Annotated in this window: 17 protein-coding genes and 1 pseudogene; 1 reads left to right on the top strand and 17 read right to left on the bottom strand. The window is 56.3% G+C overall.

Annotation, left to right across the window (positions count from 1 at the left end; translation table 11 throughout):
• Positions 1–2: 2 nt before the first annotated feature.
• The 9 genes from ACOQOY_RS14300 to ACOQOY_RS14260 all read right to left on the bottom strand — a co-directional run bounded on the left by ACOQOY_RS14300 (position 3) and on the right by ACOQOY_RS14260 (position 5,996).
• Positions 3–623: a 2OG-Fe(II) oxygenase family protein gene (locus ACOQOY_RS14300; protein ID WP_420586064.1), complete on the bottom strand. Its 621-nt coding sequence runs from the start codon at positions 621–623 to the stop codon at positions 3–5.
• 75 nt (positions 624–698) lie between these two features.
• The gene (locus ACOQOY_RS14295; protein ID WP_420586063.1) at positions 699–1,100 is read right to left on the bottom strand and encodes a YybH family protein; all 402 of its coding nucleotides are present in this window, start codon (positions 1,098–1,100) and stop codon (positions 699–701) included.
• A gap of 126 nt (positions 1,101–1,226) precedes the next feature.
• The gene (gene rplP / locus ACOQOY_RS14290; RefSeq protein ID WP_058283513.1) at positions 1,227–1,640 is read right to left on the bottom strand and encodes a 50S ribosomal protein L16; all 414 of its coding nucleotides are present in this window, start codon (positions 1,638–1,640) and stop codon (positions 1,227–1,229) included.
• 12 nt (positions 1,641–1,652) lie between these two features.
• Positions 1,653–2,363, bottom strand: coding sequence for a 30S ribosomal protein S3 (rpsC, locus tag ACOQOY_RS14285; RefSeq protein ID WP_008758042.1), 711 nt, complete (start codon positions 2,361–2,363; stop codon positions 1,653–1,655).
• The gene (rplV, locus tag ACOQOY_RS14280) at positions 2,363–2,743 is read right to left on the bottom strand and encodes a 50S ribosomal protein L22 (protein WP_039538267.1); all 381 of its coding nucleotides are present in this window, start codon (positions 2,741–2,743) and stop codon (positions 2,363–2,365) included. The genes rpsC and rplV overlap by 1 nt, the downstream gene beginning before the upstream one ends.
• Positions 2,744–2,746: 3 nt before the next feature.
• A complete protein-coding gene (gene rpsS / locus ACOQOY_RS14275) occupies positions 2,747–3,025 on the bottom strand; it encodes a 30S ribosomal protein S19 (protein ID WP_005980699.1) in 279 nt (92 codons plus the stop codon).
• A gap of 3 nt (positions 3,026–3,028) precedes the next feature.
• Positions 3,029–3,871: a 50S ribosomal protein L2 gene (gene rplB, locus ACOQOY_RS14270; RefSeq protein WP_008757664.1), complete on the bottom strand. Its 843-nt coding sequence runs from the start codon at positions 3,869–3,871 to the stop codon at positions 3,029–3,031.
• Positions 3,872–4,122: 251 nt separating this feature from the next.
• Positions 4,123–5,151: a hypothetical protein gene (locus ACOQOY_RS14265; RefSeq protein WP_420586062.1), complete on the bottom strand. Its 1,029-nt coding sequence runs from the start codon at positions 5,149–5,151 to the stop codon at positions 4,123–4,125.
• Between the two features lie 263 nt (positions 5,152–5,414).
• Positions 5,415–5,996: a YceI family protein gene (locus tag ACOQOY_RS14260; RefSeq protein ID WP_420586061.1), complete on the bottom strand. Its 582-nt coding sequence runs from the start codon at positions 5,994–5,996 to the stop codon at positions 5,415–5,417.
• A 150-nt stretch (positions 5,997–6,146) separates the two neighbouring features.
• Between ACOQOY_RS14260 and ACOQOY_RS14255 the strand changes: the two genes are divergently transcribed.
• Positions 6,147–6,542, top strand: a complete 396-nt coding sequence (locus tag ACOQOY_RS14255; RefSeq protein WP_420586060.1) for a MarR family winged helix-turn-helix transcriptional regulator — start codon at positions 6,147–6,149, stop codon at positions 6,540–6,542.
• A gap of 179 nt (positions 6,543–6,721) precedes the next feature.
• Here the strand turns inward: ACOQOY_RS14255 and ACOQOY_RS14250 are convergent, their stop codons facing one another.
• From ACOQOY_RS14250 to ACOQOY_RS14215, 8 genes and pseudogenes are all read right to left on the bottom strand, one after another.
• Positions 6,722–7,354 carry a hypothetical protein gene (locus ACOQOY_RS14250; protein WP_420586059.1) on the bottom strand — a complete coding sequence of 211 codons (633 nt, stop codon included), beginning with the start codon at positions 7,352–7,354 and terminating at the stop codon, positions 6,722–6,724.
• Positions 7,351–7,647: a 50S ribosomal protein L23 gene (locus tag ACOQOY_RS14245; protein ID WP_008757532.1), complete on the bottom strand. Its 297-nt coding sequence runs from the start codon at positions 7,645–7,647 to the stop codon at positions 7,351–7,353. The genes ACOQOY_RS14250 and ACOQOY_RS14245 overlap by 4 nt, the downstream gene beginning before the upstream one ends.
• Entirely contained in the window at positions 7,644–8,261 is a 618-nt protein-coding gene (gene rplD / locus ACOQOY_RS14240) for a 50S ribosomal protein L4 (protein ID WP_068340788.1), read from the bottom strand. The genes ACOQOY_RS14245 and rplD overlap by 4 nt, the downstream gene beginning before the upstream one ends.
• Entirely contained in the window at positions 8,258–8,983 is a 726-nt protein-coding gene (rplC, locus tag ACOQOY_RS14235) for a 50S ribosomal protein L3 (protein ID WP_170351686.1), read from the bottom strand. Before rplC ends, rplD begins: the two co-directional genes overlap by 4 nt.
• An 18-nt stretch (positions 8,984–9,001) precedes the next feature.
• Entirely contained in the window at positions 9,002–9,316 is a 315-nt protein-coding gene (rpsJ, locus tag ACOQOY_RS14230) for a 30S ribosomal protein S10 (protein WP_008756422.1), read from the bottom strand.
• A gap of 219 nt (positions 9,317–9,535) precedes the next feature.
• Positions 9,536–10,240 carry a hypothetical protein gene (locus tag ACOQOY_RS14225; protein WP_420586058.1) on the bottom strand — a complete coding sequence of 235 codons (705 nt, stop codon included), beginning with the start codon at positions 10,238–10,240 and terminating at the stop codon, positions 9,536–9,538.
• A gap of 45 nt (positions 10,241–10,285) precedes the next feature.
• Positions 10,286–10,471, bottom strand: a pseudogene (locus ACOQOY_RS14220) (hypothetical protein); the annotation flags it as partial.
• Positions 10,472–10,496: 25 nt separating this feature from the next.
• A complete protein-coding gene (locus tag ACOQOY_RS14215) occupies positions 10,497–12,386 on the bottom strand; it encodes an amidohydrolase (protein WP_420586057.1) in 1,890 nt (629 codons plus the stop codon).
• Between the last annotated feature and the right edge of the window lie 24 nt (positions 12,387–12,410).

Genomic DNA, 12,410 nt, shown 5'->3' with positions numbered 1-12,410 from the left:
CCTCATTCCCACTTATAATTGAAACTCACCGAAATCCGCTCATCTTCGGCCATGTTCATCGGCACCTCGTGGCGTAGCCAGCTTTCCCACAGCAGGACATCACCAACCTGCGGCTTCATATAGATGAACGACTGCAAATCCCGCCGACCACCTTTCAGACGCGTCGGGGCAGCCATCATGCGGCCTGAACGCGGATCTTCCAGTTTCAACGCACTCGCCCCTTCCGGCATCGACACGTAGGTCGTGCCCGAGATCACGCTGTGCGGGTGCAGGTGGCTGGAGTGCATCCCACCCTCTGGCAGGATGTTGATCCAGAGGTCCTCCAGCTTCAGCTCACCCTCGCCCAGATCGAACTCCAGATCTTTGGCAAAGGCCGCTACGTGCTGATCCAGCGCCTTGACCAGATCGGCAAAGATCGGAAACCGCCAGGGCAGATCGGTCAGTGAGGCATAGCTGGTATAGCCGGGATAGCCGTTTTCCTCGCACCATTCCTGTCCTGCCTCATCATCCTCGGCGATGACAAGGCAGGAGCTTTCCAACTCGCCCGCATCAACCTTGGGATCGAACTCGGACAAAGCGGCGCGGTAGAGACGGGTAACGAAGAGTGATTCAATCTGTGCCATAGGCGTCCCTTACCCCAATTGGCACCAAGGTGCGATAGAGGAACTCTCTTCAAATTCGGGAAACTGCTACAGCCGTCACAAATCAATATAAGGCAACGGGTCGCTGTGATGCGCGATCAGCTTCCACGCACCACTTTCGTGACGGTAGACATTCGTGCCTCGCATCCGGATGTTGGCCCCATCTCCCTGCCCCGACGCCTCGGCGACGTGATGCACAGTGGCAAGCGCATCCCCTACCACCACATGCCGATTTAGCACTTTGATCGACCCGCCCAGATGCGCCTGACCCTGTGCGACCCAATCCTGGTCCGTGACTTTCCACCCGACGTGGAACAGATCTGTAGACGGCCCCATGTAGATGACGTCGTCTGCATGTGACCAAAGCGCCTCCATCGGTCCGACGTCACCCTCAAACATCGCATTCAGTGCGGCAAAGAAGCCGTCGTCAATCGTTTCAATCTCTGACTTGGAAACCATTTGGGACCCCTGTTTTGCGCTCTGCTGATACATCGAGAGCTGGAACTGAGCCTAACCCAAACTATTCAAAAAACAAAAAACCCCGCCGGATCGGCGGGGTTTTCTGAATTGGCAGGTAAGACCGGCTTACCAGTCTTCGCGGACCACGACGCGGGTCTTGATCGGCAGCTTCATCGCGGCCAGGCGCAGGGCCTCGCGGGCGATGTCGTCATTGACGCCGTCGATCTCGAACATCACGCGGCCGGGCTTGACCTTGCATGCCCAGCGGTCGACCGAACCTTTACCTTTACCCATACGAACTTCGATCGGCTTTGCAGTGACCGGAGTGTCGGGGAAGATGCGGATCCAAACACGACCCTGACGCTTCATGTGACGCGTCATGGCACGACGTGCAGCTTCGATCTGGCGTGCGGTTACACGCTCAGGCTCAAGAGCTTTCAGGCCGTAGGTGCCAAAGTTCAGATCAGAGCCGCCCTTGGCGAGACCCTTGATCCGGCCTTTGTGCATCTTGCGGAATTTAGTACGCTTTGGTTGAAGCATATCTTTCCCTCCTTAGCGACGACCGCCACCAGCACCACGAGGTGCAGGGCCGTCCTGGAGTTCCTGTGCTTTACGGTCACGTGCCTGCGGATCGTGCTCCATGATCTCACCTTTGAAGATCCAGACCTTGATCCCGATGATCCCGTAAGGAGTCATCGCTTCGGCATGTGCGTAATCGATGTCGGCACGCAGAGTGTGCAGAGGCACGCGGCCTTCGCGGTACCACTCGGTCCGTGCGATTTCGGCGCCGCCCAAACGACCAGCGACGTTCACCCGGATACCCAGGGCGCCCATGCGCATGGCGTTCTGAACCGAGCGCTTCATCGCGCGACGGAACGAAACACGACGTTCCAGCTGCTGAGCGATGGACTCGGCAACCAGCTGCGCGTCAAGCTCGGGCTTGCGCACTTCGACGATGTTCAGGTGCAGTTCGCTGTCGGTCATACGAGCAAGCTTTTTGCGCAGAACTTCAATGTCTGCACCTTTCTTGCCGATGATGACACCGGGACGTGCGGTGTGGATCGTAACGCGGCACTTCTTGTGCGGACGTTCGATGATCACACGGGCAACACCGGCCTGCTTGCACTCTTTGTTGATGAACTCACGGATCTTGAGGTCTTCCAGCAGAAGATCACCGTAGTCCTTGGTGTCGGCGTACCAGCGGCTGTCCCAGGTGCGGTTGACCTGCAGGCGCATGCCGATCGGATTTACTTTATGACCCATTAGGCTTGCTCCTCAACTTGACGCACCTTGATGGTGATCTCCGAGAACGGCTTCATGATCTTGCCGAAACGGCCACGGGCACGCGGACGACCGCGCTTCATGACCAGGTTCTTGCCAACCCATGCTTCGGCGACGATCAGCTCGTCAACGTCCAGGTTGTGGTTGTTTTCGGCATTCGCGATTGCGGACTGCAGGCACTTCTTGACGTCCTGCGCGACACGCTTGTTCGAGAAAGTCAGGTCGGTCAGAGCCTTCTCAACTTTCTTGCCGCGGATCATTTGCGCAACCAGGTTCAGTTTCTGCGGGCTGGTGCGAAGCATGCGCGTTTTCGCCATTGCTTCGTTTTCAGCCACGCGGCGGGGGTTCTTTTCCTTGCCCATGACTTACTTCCGCTTCGCTTTTTTGTCTGCGGCGTGGCCATAATAGGTACGGGTCGGCGAGTATTCACCGAACTTCTGACCGATCATGTCTTCCGAGACGTTGACGGGAATGTGCTTCTGGCCGTTGTACACACCAAAGGTCAGACCCACGAACTGGGGCAGAATGGTGGAACGACGCGACCAGATTTTGATGACTTCGTTGCGGCCCGACTCGCGCGCTGCTTCGGCTTTTTTCAGCACGTAAGCATCGACGAAAGGACCCTTCCAAACAGAGCGAGACATAGATTAACGTCCCTTCTTCTTGGCGTGCCGCGAGCGGATGATCAGCTTCTGGGACGCTTTGTTCTTGTTGCGGGTACGCTTACCCTTGGTGTCCTTACCCCACGGCGTAACCGGCGTACGGCCACCCGAGGTACGACCTTCACCACCACCGTGCGGGTGATCGATCGGGTTCATTGCAACACCACGAACCGACGGACGAACGCCCTTGTGGCGCATACGACCGGCTTTACCGAGGTTCTGGTTCGAGTTGTCGGGGTTGGACACAGCACCAACGGTGGCCATGCATTCCTGACGGACCATGCGCAGCTCGCCCGAGCTCAGACGGATCTGAGCGTAGCCGCCATCGCGACCAACGAACTGAGCGTATGTACCGGCCGCACGTGCGATCTGACCGCCTTTACCAGGCTTCATCTCGATGTTGTGGACGATGGTACCAATTGGCATGCCCGAGAACGGCATTGCGTTGCCCGGCTTGATGTCGGCCTTGGCGGATGCCACGACTTTATCACCAACAGCCAGACGCTGCGGAGCCAGGATATAGGCCTGCTCGCCGTCTTCGTATTTTACCAGTGCGATGAATGCGGTCCGGTTCGGGTCATATTCGATCCGCTCGACGGTTGCCGCGACATCAAATTTGTTCCGTTTGAAGTCAACGATCCGGTAGAGACGCTTTGCGCCACCGCCGCGGCGGCGTGAAGTGATCCGTCCGGTGTTGTTCCGGCCGCCCGATTTGGTCAAACCCTCTGTGAGAGACTTGACCGGACGTCCTTTCCAAAGCTCCGAACGGTCGATCAGCACCAGCCCGCGCTGGCCCGGCGTCGTCGGCTTGTACGACTTGAGTGCCATGCTTTCTGTCTTCCGTTTAGCAAGTGCAGGGAGTTTCCCCGCTATGTGATAGGCCCCCGTAGGTGCCAAGGGTATAGGGCCCCGAAGGTCCCCGGTTACAAATATCAGAGGCCCCGGAACGAATCCGAGGCCGTAAGATTGGAGCCTGCTAACAGATCAAATGCCCGGCGTCTACAGCAAAGGCGTTTTTTCTTGGGCACCCCACATCCGCCCGCCTACGACTGGCCACTGAGCAGCCTCAGCCGATATCGTCAATCCAGCCACATTTCGGGATCACGCTCCAGCAAATGCGGGGCTTGGGTGCGCAGCGCCTTGACGAACCGACCGTTGAAATCGTCAGGAACCGGATTGCCGGACGCCCGGCCGATGGTTGTGTTGCCCTGAGAATCCTGCCCCAGAATTTCCTCAAGCGCGCTCGGGTCGATCTCTGGCCCGCCGATCTCATGCGCGATTCTCTGCGCCTGTTTCTGCGGGTTTTCCACCAACGCGTCATAGCTAAGGACATTTACATTGAGACCGCGTGCCTTTGCCAGTCTCATATCCCCGACCATAGTGCTCAGCGCCAACGCCTGATCGGATGGCCGTGCGCCCCAGAGGCGGAACCGGGATCTCGCCCAGGCTATAGGCTCGCGTACAAGGAAAAAACAGACTGCGTCGGGGTGATGCCCGCACAGGTCTTCGCAGATCGGTGTTACGTGCGAGCGTAGCTTGATCCCCATATCGGACCGGCCCGAAGCGAGCGTTTTGTCGGCAAGATCGGTCAAGGCAACCCGTGTCAGCATTCTGAATTTCGCCGGATTGTCCTGCAACCTGGCGTCAACAGCCAAGTTGGTAAACGTGTCCGGCTCGGACCAGGTCAACAGCCCAGCCACCTGACAGATTTTCGCAAACAGCGTGGACCCACAGCGCCCAATAGAGAAAATGAAAACCGGCCTCGCTTGCAACGGCCGCTGCCACGGCATCAGGTCTTCAAAACGAACCCCGTACCCTTCGACCGCGTTTTGCCGAATGGCCTGATAGTAAAAGCTCTGATCCAACACCGCCGTATTGTCCTTCAACCGGCACCAGAACACCTCAGAGTTCTTGGAGTCTATGTGGTGGATGTGCAGGTTATCAAAAGCCTCGGCCTCCAGTTTCACCTGTCCCTTTTTCACGATGTTCAGGACGTTCCGGGATGACGTCGCAGTCGGAGACTTGCGGGGCCCCGTGATCGTATACCGCGTTGCTGGAACAACACTCGCATCGCGATGCAGGTCAGGTTTCAGTTGGCTGAACGGCATAAAGGGCCTTCTTAGCTTGTTGGATAACCCGGAACGCTCAGGAAAGCGCGCCGGGCATCGTCCACTGATACCCAATTGCAGACTTGCCTTCAATTGACGTTCCGTGGCAGGCGCGATCCGATAGCAGCCATGGATTGGCAGAACTGGGGCAAGGGAACCCTGCCTTGTTGTTTGCAAGCCCACCGCAAAAGGCCCCCACTTTCGTGGAGGCCTTTTTCCCTGTCCAAAGACGGGGCCAATCAGTGACAGATGGACACGCGGCCTTATCCGTCGGCCTTCATCTCGGTATCAATCATGATGGTGATCGGTCCGGTCGAAAACGGCCCCACGCCGAATTCTGTGTGGTCGATCTCAGCCGTTGCCGAAAAGGCCACCCAATCTCCCTGATAGTATTCGAGCGCAGCGCCCAAAGGATGCGGGCCCTGGTGGGTCAACGTGGTTTTTAGGGTCACCGGCTTAGTCACGCCATGGATCGTCAGGTCGCCGGTCACATCCGCCGTCGTATCGCCGGTCTTTTTGATCTCAGTGCTGACGAATGTGATCTCGGGATACGTTTCGACCTCGAAGAAATCGGCTGACTTTAGGTGATCATCCAGCGGCCCGAACCCCGACGCCAGACTGTTGGTGTCAATCGTCACGTTCAGCGTTGAGGCTTCTACGTCATCGGCGTTCAGATCCAGTACGCCTTCTACTTTGGTGAACTCACCATGCTGGTTCGAAACGCCTGCGTGGCTCCAACCGAACCGGACTTCGGTATGCCCTTGGTCTGTTTTATAGGTCTGCGCAAACACCGGTGTAACAGCAACGCTCAGGGCTGCGGCGGCAATCATAGACTTAAAGGTCATGGTGGTATTCCTTTTCATCTGACAGGAACTGGATTTTAGATGAATTTTCATCTAAATGAATTGCCCGGAGACCGCAATGAGAATGAGAGTGAACACAGAGTTGTGAAGAACGATCTGCCAACAGATTTTGAGACAGAGATATGGGTTGCCATGAACCGCGCCACCCGACGCATCCAGTCGGATATCGGCGCAGCCTTGAAAGAAGCGGGTTTGCCACCTTTGAAATGGTACGATCTACTTTGGTCGCTGGAACGGCACGGAGGGCAATTGCGCCCCTATGAATTGGCAGATGACACCATCTTCGAACAATCGAACCTGTCCCATCTAAGCAAGCGGCTTGCGACTGAGGGTCTGATTGAACTGATCGAATTCAACGCAGACAGACGTGGGAAAGTTCTGAAAATTACTCAAAAGGGGCGAGAACTGCGAAAGCAAATGTGGTCCATCTATGGCCCCATGCTGCATGAAAGGATGCGCGCCTTTGGTGCTGTCGACGGCTGGCAGGCATTCATCGAAGCGGAGAACAAAGAATCCGGCCCAGCCTAGGGGGCAACCTGAGCGGACCGGCACCAAACAGTAGAGCAAAAAAAACCCGCTTTCGCCGGGGGGGCTTCGTTTTGTCCAAAGAGGGGTTCGATCAGAGAGCGGTGGGCTCGCCGATGGTGTTATCCTCTTCTAAGGTCACATTTGCTTTTTGACCTCTTTCCGGCAGACTAGCTGACCGTTCACCCCAAAGACCGTCTCCGGCACAGCGGCTCTGACTCCACCGCAATCCGTTGCTTGAGCTTGATATGACCCAGCACCTCACGAAAGGCGCGGTGTTTGGGTGTGCCCTCCAGATAGTCCGCCAGTTTGAGCAGGTTGATCGGGTGCTTCGCGATCAATGCCTCGATCCGTTGCACCGCGTCGTCCAGCCCGTAGTGATCCACGTACTGACAAGCCACCTGAGTAGGCGTCAGCAGGCAGTAATCCTGCGGGCGTTTGTCGGTATAGCGCGCGATGTCGAAGGGCGACGCGCCAAGGGCGTGGAACTTGGGGATGTGCACGCGCATGTCGGCCTCGGAGTGCTCCAGCACCGTGCCGGAGGTCCGGCGGAACCCCAGCGGGCTAAGCTTGCCGACCACATGCTTGCGCATCGCCGGAGAGATCATGTCTACATCCGCCCGGTCATATTTCAGATCATCGAACACCGACAACAGCCCCAGCTTTTCATCGGCAATCTGAAAATAGGGCTCGGCGCTGAACGCCCGCATCTGCCCAAGAACCTGTGCCCGCACAGTTTCTGGGTCCGAAACGAAATCGGCCCCGGCGGGTTGAACCGCCGAGGCCGTAAATAGTCGCAGTAAGCGTCGGATCAAAGACCGGTGCTCACGTCGATTGTGTTGCCCTCTTCCAGGGTCACATATGCTTTTTTGACGTCTTTCCGACGGCCCAGCTGGCCACGGAACCGCTTGACTTTGCCTTTGGTCACGGTGGTGTTCACCGCTTTGACCTTCACACCAAACAGCGCCTCAACGGCCTCTTTGATCTGCGGCTTGTTGCTGTCGATCGCCACTTCAAAGACAACCGCGCCGTTTTCGGACGCCATGGTCGACTTTTCAGTGATAATCGGCTTGCGGATCACGTCGTAGTGTTCTGCCTTCGCGCTCATTTCAGACGAGCCTCCAGTGCTTCGACAGCCGCTTTGGTGAGCACCAGAGTGTCACGCTTGAGGATGTCATAGACGTTTGCGCCCATCGACGGCAGGATATCCAGACCTTCGATGTTCTTGGACGCTTTCAGGAACCCTTCGTTCACGGTCGCGCCGTCGATGACCAGAGCGCGCTTCCAGCCCAGGTTTGCAACCTGTTTGGCCAGAGCGGCGGTCTTGCCTTCGGCTTCGGCGTTCTCGATCACAACCAGTTCACCTGCTTTGGCCTTGGCCGACAGAGCGTGGCGCAGGCCAAGCTTGCGGAACTTTTTCGGCAGGTCGTGGCCGTGCGAACGCGGGGTCGGGCCCTTGTAGATACCACCCTTGCGGAAGATCGGCGCGTTGCGGTCACCATGGCGTGCGCCACCGGTGCCCTTCTGGCGATAGATCTTCTTGGTCGAGTAGCTGGTTTCCGAGCGGGTCTTGACCTTGTGGGTGCCGGCCTGCGCGTTGTTGCGCTGCCAACGGACCACACGGTGCAGGATGTCCGCACGCGGCTCGAGACCGAACAGATCGGCGTTCAGCTCGATGTCGCCGGCTTTGCCGCCGTCCAGTTTGATTACATCAAGTTTCATGCTTCACCACCTTCCGCGGGAGCTTCTTCCGCAGGTGCTTCGGTTGCAGCCGATTTCACAGCAGCCGGGAAAGGCAGGCCTTCCGGTGCTTTCTTCTTCACGGCGTCCTTGACGGTGACCCAGCCCGATTTCGGTCCGGGAACGGCGCCTTTGATGAAGACCAGACCACGGTCGGCGTCGGTTTTGACGACTTCCAGGTTCTGGGTGGTAACACGGGCAGCACCCATGTGACCGGCCATCTTCTTGCCTTTGAACACCTTGCCCGGGTCCTGACACTGACCGGTCGAACCGTGCGAACGGTGGCTGATCGAAACACCGTGCGAGGCGCGCAGACCACCGAAGTTGTGGCGCTTCATCGCACCAGCAAAGCCTTTACCGATCGAGGTGCCCGAAACGTCAACTTTCTGACCTTCCAGGAAGTGTTCCGCCGAAATCTCGGCACCCACTTCGATCAGGCCATCTTCGGAGACGCGGAACTCGGCCAGCTTACGCTTGGGCTCAACCTTGGCAGCGGCATAGTGACCGCGCATGGCTTTCGAGGTGCGTTTTGCCTTGGCAGCACCGGCGCCCAGCTGAACGGCGGTGTAGCCGTCTTTGTCAGCGGTCCGCTGTGCAACAACCTGCAGGTTGTCCAGGTGAAGAACGGTCACAGGGATCTGTTTGCCGTCTTCCATGAACAGGCGGGTCATGCCAACTTTTTTTGCGATAATACCAGAGCGCATAATCTATACCCTCCGATCTTACGACTGCAGCTTGATCTCGACGTCCACACCAGCAGCGAGGTCGAGCTTCATCAGCGCGTCAACGGTCTGGGGGGTCGGATCAACGATGTCCAAGAGACGCTTGTGCGTGCGAATCTCGAACTGGTCGCGGGATTTCTTGTCAACGTGAGGGCCACGGAGAACCGTGAACTTCTCAATCTTGTTCGGCAGCGGGATCGGGCCGCGCACGTTCGCGCCGGTCCGCTTGGCAGTGTTGACGATCTCTTGCGTGCTGGCATCCAGAACGCGATAGTCAAATGCCTTCAGCCGAATACGGATGTTTTGGCTTTGCATATTAACAGCCTTTCATCAGGCGTTGGGGTTGAGAGGAGGACAGACGCGCATCGCCAACCCTCATCGAACCCAAAAGGCGGGAATCATCCCGCCTTGACGTTCTTAGTTGAGAACTCGCGCGTATTAGTGGGGTTGGTGGGGTTTGGCAAGGGGGAAATGAGTTTGGCCGCAAAGGATCACAAAACCCAGAAAAAATTCGACTAGCTTAGCTCCATACAACTATGAGTTCCGGATTCGAGATTGTACCGTCGCACCCATTGCATCCCATTGATCTGGCACTGAGATGAACCTAAGAAATTTAGCGCGATGCTCGCGACCTTCTTGGATCAGCGATCCCGCTTCGTCATATCTTCGCTGGGAAAGTAGCACTGCCACATATCGCTCCAAAACGGATTGATATGCGCTGGGAGCGTTGTCAGGATTGGAACGGTGCGAGGTTAGACTATCCAGCAATTCGGCCTCAAGACCACCGGGTCTACCCAACTGAAATCGAAGCTCTGCCAAACGCTTTTCCCTGCGGTTTTCGGCAGAACCGCGTTCTGAACCCAGTTCGTTCCCCAGAGCAACGGCTTCACTCAGTTTTGCCTCGGCAATCTCCAGATTCCCTTCTTGCAACTCCAAGGCCACAAGCGAATCCAACAATTCGACAACCATGGCAATCTCAGTGTCGTTTGCACGAGGAATTCTATTAAGTGTTTTGTTAAGTACGTTTCTCGCCTCGTCAAATTTTGATTGCTCTTTGAGCACCCATGCATAGTCAGTGGCACGCCTCGCATGCGATTTTTCAAGCGGTTGCTGAATATCCAACTCAAAAGCTTGGCTGAACAAGGATTCAGCTAAGCCGTAGCCCTCAACGTAATCCAGTTTCAAAGCCTCATTCGCTTTCTTGGATAACTCGGCTGCTTGTATCTTCGGATCACTCAAAGGCTAAGGTTCCATTTCAATAGTCGTGCCTGCAAAAGGTACGCCTCAAAACATATTAAGCTCAACCACTTGATAAAAAATGGCTTTTGCCGGCAGATTTTTGTTGTCAACTTGCAATGGGTAGCGCGACGTGCGGATGGCGAAGCGCAGGCCGCCTTCCATCGCTATGGGCGCGATCAGCTCAACGCCGAACGACACGTTGTCGCCGGGCATGGTCTTCTCGGGGGGCTCTCTGGTTGCTGCGGGCAACTTGGTGCTAATTCCGGATCAGCCATGGGTCTTCTACCTTCATCCCTTGGTAGACCGCATGCAGAAACAGATGGGCAATCACTGGATCATTTGAGAACGGCGAATAGTTCAATTTGCCCTCTCTGATACCCACTTCCGCTTCATAAACAACCTCGTCGCCCTTCACGGTTACAAGAACTTCAAGTTCCGCCAGTGTCTCTGGGTCAACTGATGTGGGGTCGTCCGACAGGATCACGAAGTCCGCAACTTTACCAACTTCAATCGACCCCTTGTCATGTTCCTCGAAATGCTGCCACGCGGGCCAGATTGTCATCGCCTTCAAGGCAGTCATAACATCGACCCTCTGATGCGGCCCCAAAATGTCGCCAGACCGCGTGCGGCGTGTTACCGTTGCTGCAAGAACACGCATGCTGTCCGGGAAGGCCACCGGGGCATCGTGGTGTGTGCCGAACATCATATCCCGCTCGCGCAGCCATCCTGTGGGTGAGATATTATCCGCATTGATTGGCCCAACGGTGTGATCGCGGTGCCAATCCCCCCAGTAGAATGTGTGCATCGGGAAAAGCGACGGGAATACACCGAGGCGTTTTAGACTGGCAACCTGATCCTCTCTTAAAAACTGACCGTGGATCAAAACCGGACGATTTCCGGGGTCGCCATACTTTATCTGTGCTTCTTCGAGCGCAGCTATCAGCATGTCAGAAGCCCCTTCCCCATTGGAATGCACAAGGATTTGGAGCCCGTTTTCGTAACACCAGTTCACTGCGTCCTGAAGTTGTTCCATCGTGATCGCAGCATATCCGGCATATCCGGCAGCATAGTTCCCAACCGGATTGTAGTAGGGTCTATCCCTCAATGCCGTGAAACCCTGAGGTGATCCGTCAATAGTGAGCTTACAGCCGCCGACCCGAACACGGTTGTCGTAGGTCTTTGAGGTGTTGGCACCAATGTAGTCTCGCGACTCCAGAACGTCCGGGAAGGCAACCACGTCGATCGGAAGCCCCTTCTCGGCACCGACTTTCCTAAGAACCTCGACAATTTCGCCAGAAGACCGGCCTTCTTGCCCGGTCGTATATCCAAACTTGGCCCAGAGATTGGCCCCTGCCTGAGCGAAAGCCGCCAAACCCTCCTCTCCGAGATTTCCCAACATGGGCACCAGCACAGAAAAGAACGCGTACTCCTCCAGAACACCATTGGGCTCTCCGGCCTCATCGCGTTGAATAACGCCACCCGGAGGAGCCTCTGAAGCCGCTGTGATACCCGCCAGTTCCAATGCTTTTGAGTTGGCGACCCCAATATGCCCGGATTGATGGATGATGATGACGGGTAAATCTTCGGATACCGCGTCCAAATCCTGGCGCGTCGGATGGCGCAGTTCTTTTAGCTGAGCATTGTCGTAACCAAAGCCGATGATCATTTTCACCTGTTCAACAGCATCCGCATTTTTAGCAGCCCAGTTGGACAGTGATGATTGCAGACTGGCGATGTCCACAACTTCTCCATCCGGCGGCGCGAGGAGGTTGGCGGACAACGCCTGCAATCCCCCCATGACGACATGCCCGTGGCTATCGACAAACCCCGGAAGCATTGCGCGCCCGTTCAGATTGAAGGTTTCCGTTTCCACACCTTGATGCGCAGAGAGATCAGAAAGCGATCCAACGGCCAGAATGCGCCCATCTTTAACCGCGACCGCTTCGGCGGACGGGGTCGTATCGTCCATCGTTACAATTGGTCCACCAGAATAGATGCGGTCCGCAATTTCCTGGGCGAAGGCCGAGGTAGATGAGAAAGCAATTGCTGCGACAAGGCAGATTGAACGCGCAGATACGTGCATCTTATGACCTCTTTCTAATTGCAATGTCTCAATGTGAAAGAGGTTAGCATCTAGGTGGGTCAATCCGAAAATGAAAAAAGGGCGCCC

This window comes from Ruegeria sp. (assembly GCF_965221235.1).
Lineage (GTDB): Bacteria > Pseudomonadota > Alphaproteobacteria > Rhodobacterales > Rhodobacteraceae > Ruegeria.
Note: the sequence above shows the minus strand (reverse complement) of the source record. Positions and strands in the feature narration are given on the sequence as shown.

What these genes read in the sequence shown, in the direction of transcription:
- ACOQOY_RS14295 (WP_420586063.1), bottom strand. Translation starts at nt 1,100, where the DNA reads ATGGTTTCCAAGTCAGAGATTGAAACGATTGACGACGGCTTCTTTGCC.
- rplP (WP_058283513.1), bottom strand. Translation starts at nt 1,640, where the DNA reads ATGCTTCAACCAAAGCGTACTAAATTCCGCAAGATGCACAAAGGCCGG.
- rplV (WP_039538267.1), bottom strand. Translation starts at nt 2,743, where the DNA reads ATGGGCAAGGAAAAGAACCCCCGCCGCGTGGCTGAAAACGAAGCAATG.
- ACOQOY_RS14260 (WP_420586061.1), bottom strand. Translation starts at nt 5,996, where the DNA reads ATGACCTTTAAGTCTATGATTGCCGCCGCAGCCCTGAGCGTTGCTGTT.
- ACOQOY_RS14265 (WP_420586062.1), bottom strand. Translation starts at nt 5,151, where the DNA reads ATGCCGTTCAGCCAACTGAAACCTGACCTGCATCGCGATGCGAGTGTT.
- rpsS (WP_005980699.1), bottom strand. Translation starts at nt 3,025, where the DNA reads ATGTCTCGCTCTGTTTGGAAGGGTCCTTTCGTCGATGCTTACGTGCTG.
- ACOQOY_RS14245 (WP_008757532.1), bottom strand. Translation starts at nt 7,647, where the DNA reads ATGAGCGCGAAGGCAGAACACTACGACGTGATCCGCAAGCCGATTATC.
- rplD (WP_068340788.1), bottom strand. Translation starts at nt 8,261, where the DNA reads ATGAAACTTGATGTAATCAAACTGGACGGCGGCAAAGCCGGCGACATC.
- ACOQOY_RS14255 (WP_420586060.1), top strand. Translation starts at nt 6,147, where the DNA reads ATGAACCGCGCCACCCGACGCATCCAGTCGGATATCGGCGCAGCCTTG.
- rplB (WP_008757664.1), bottom strand. Translation starts at nt 3,871, where the DNA reads ATGGCACTCAAGTCGTACAAGCCGACGACGCCGGGCCAGCGCGGGCTG.
- rpsC (WP_008758042.1), bottom strand. Translation starts at nt 2,363, where the DNA reads ATGGGTCATAAAGTAAATCCGATCGGCATGCGCCTGCAGGTCAACCGC.
- rpsJ (WP_008756422.1), bottom strand. Translation starts at nt 9,316, where the DNA reads ATGCAAAGCCAAAACATCCGTATTCGGCTGAAGGCATTTGACTATCGC.
- rplC (WP_170351686.1), bottom strand. Translation starts at nt 8,983, where the DNA reads ATGCGCTCTGGTATTATCGCAAAAAAAGTTGGCATGACCCGCCTGTTC.
- ACOQOY_RS14300 (WP_420586064.1), bottom strand. Translation starts at nt 623, where the DNA reads ATGGCACAGATTGAATCACTCTTCGTTACCCGTCTCTACCGCGCCGCT.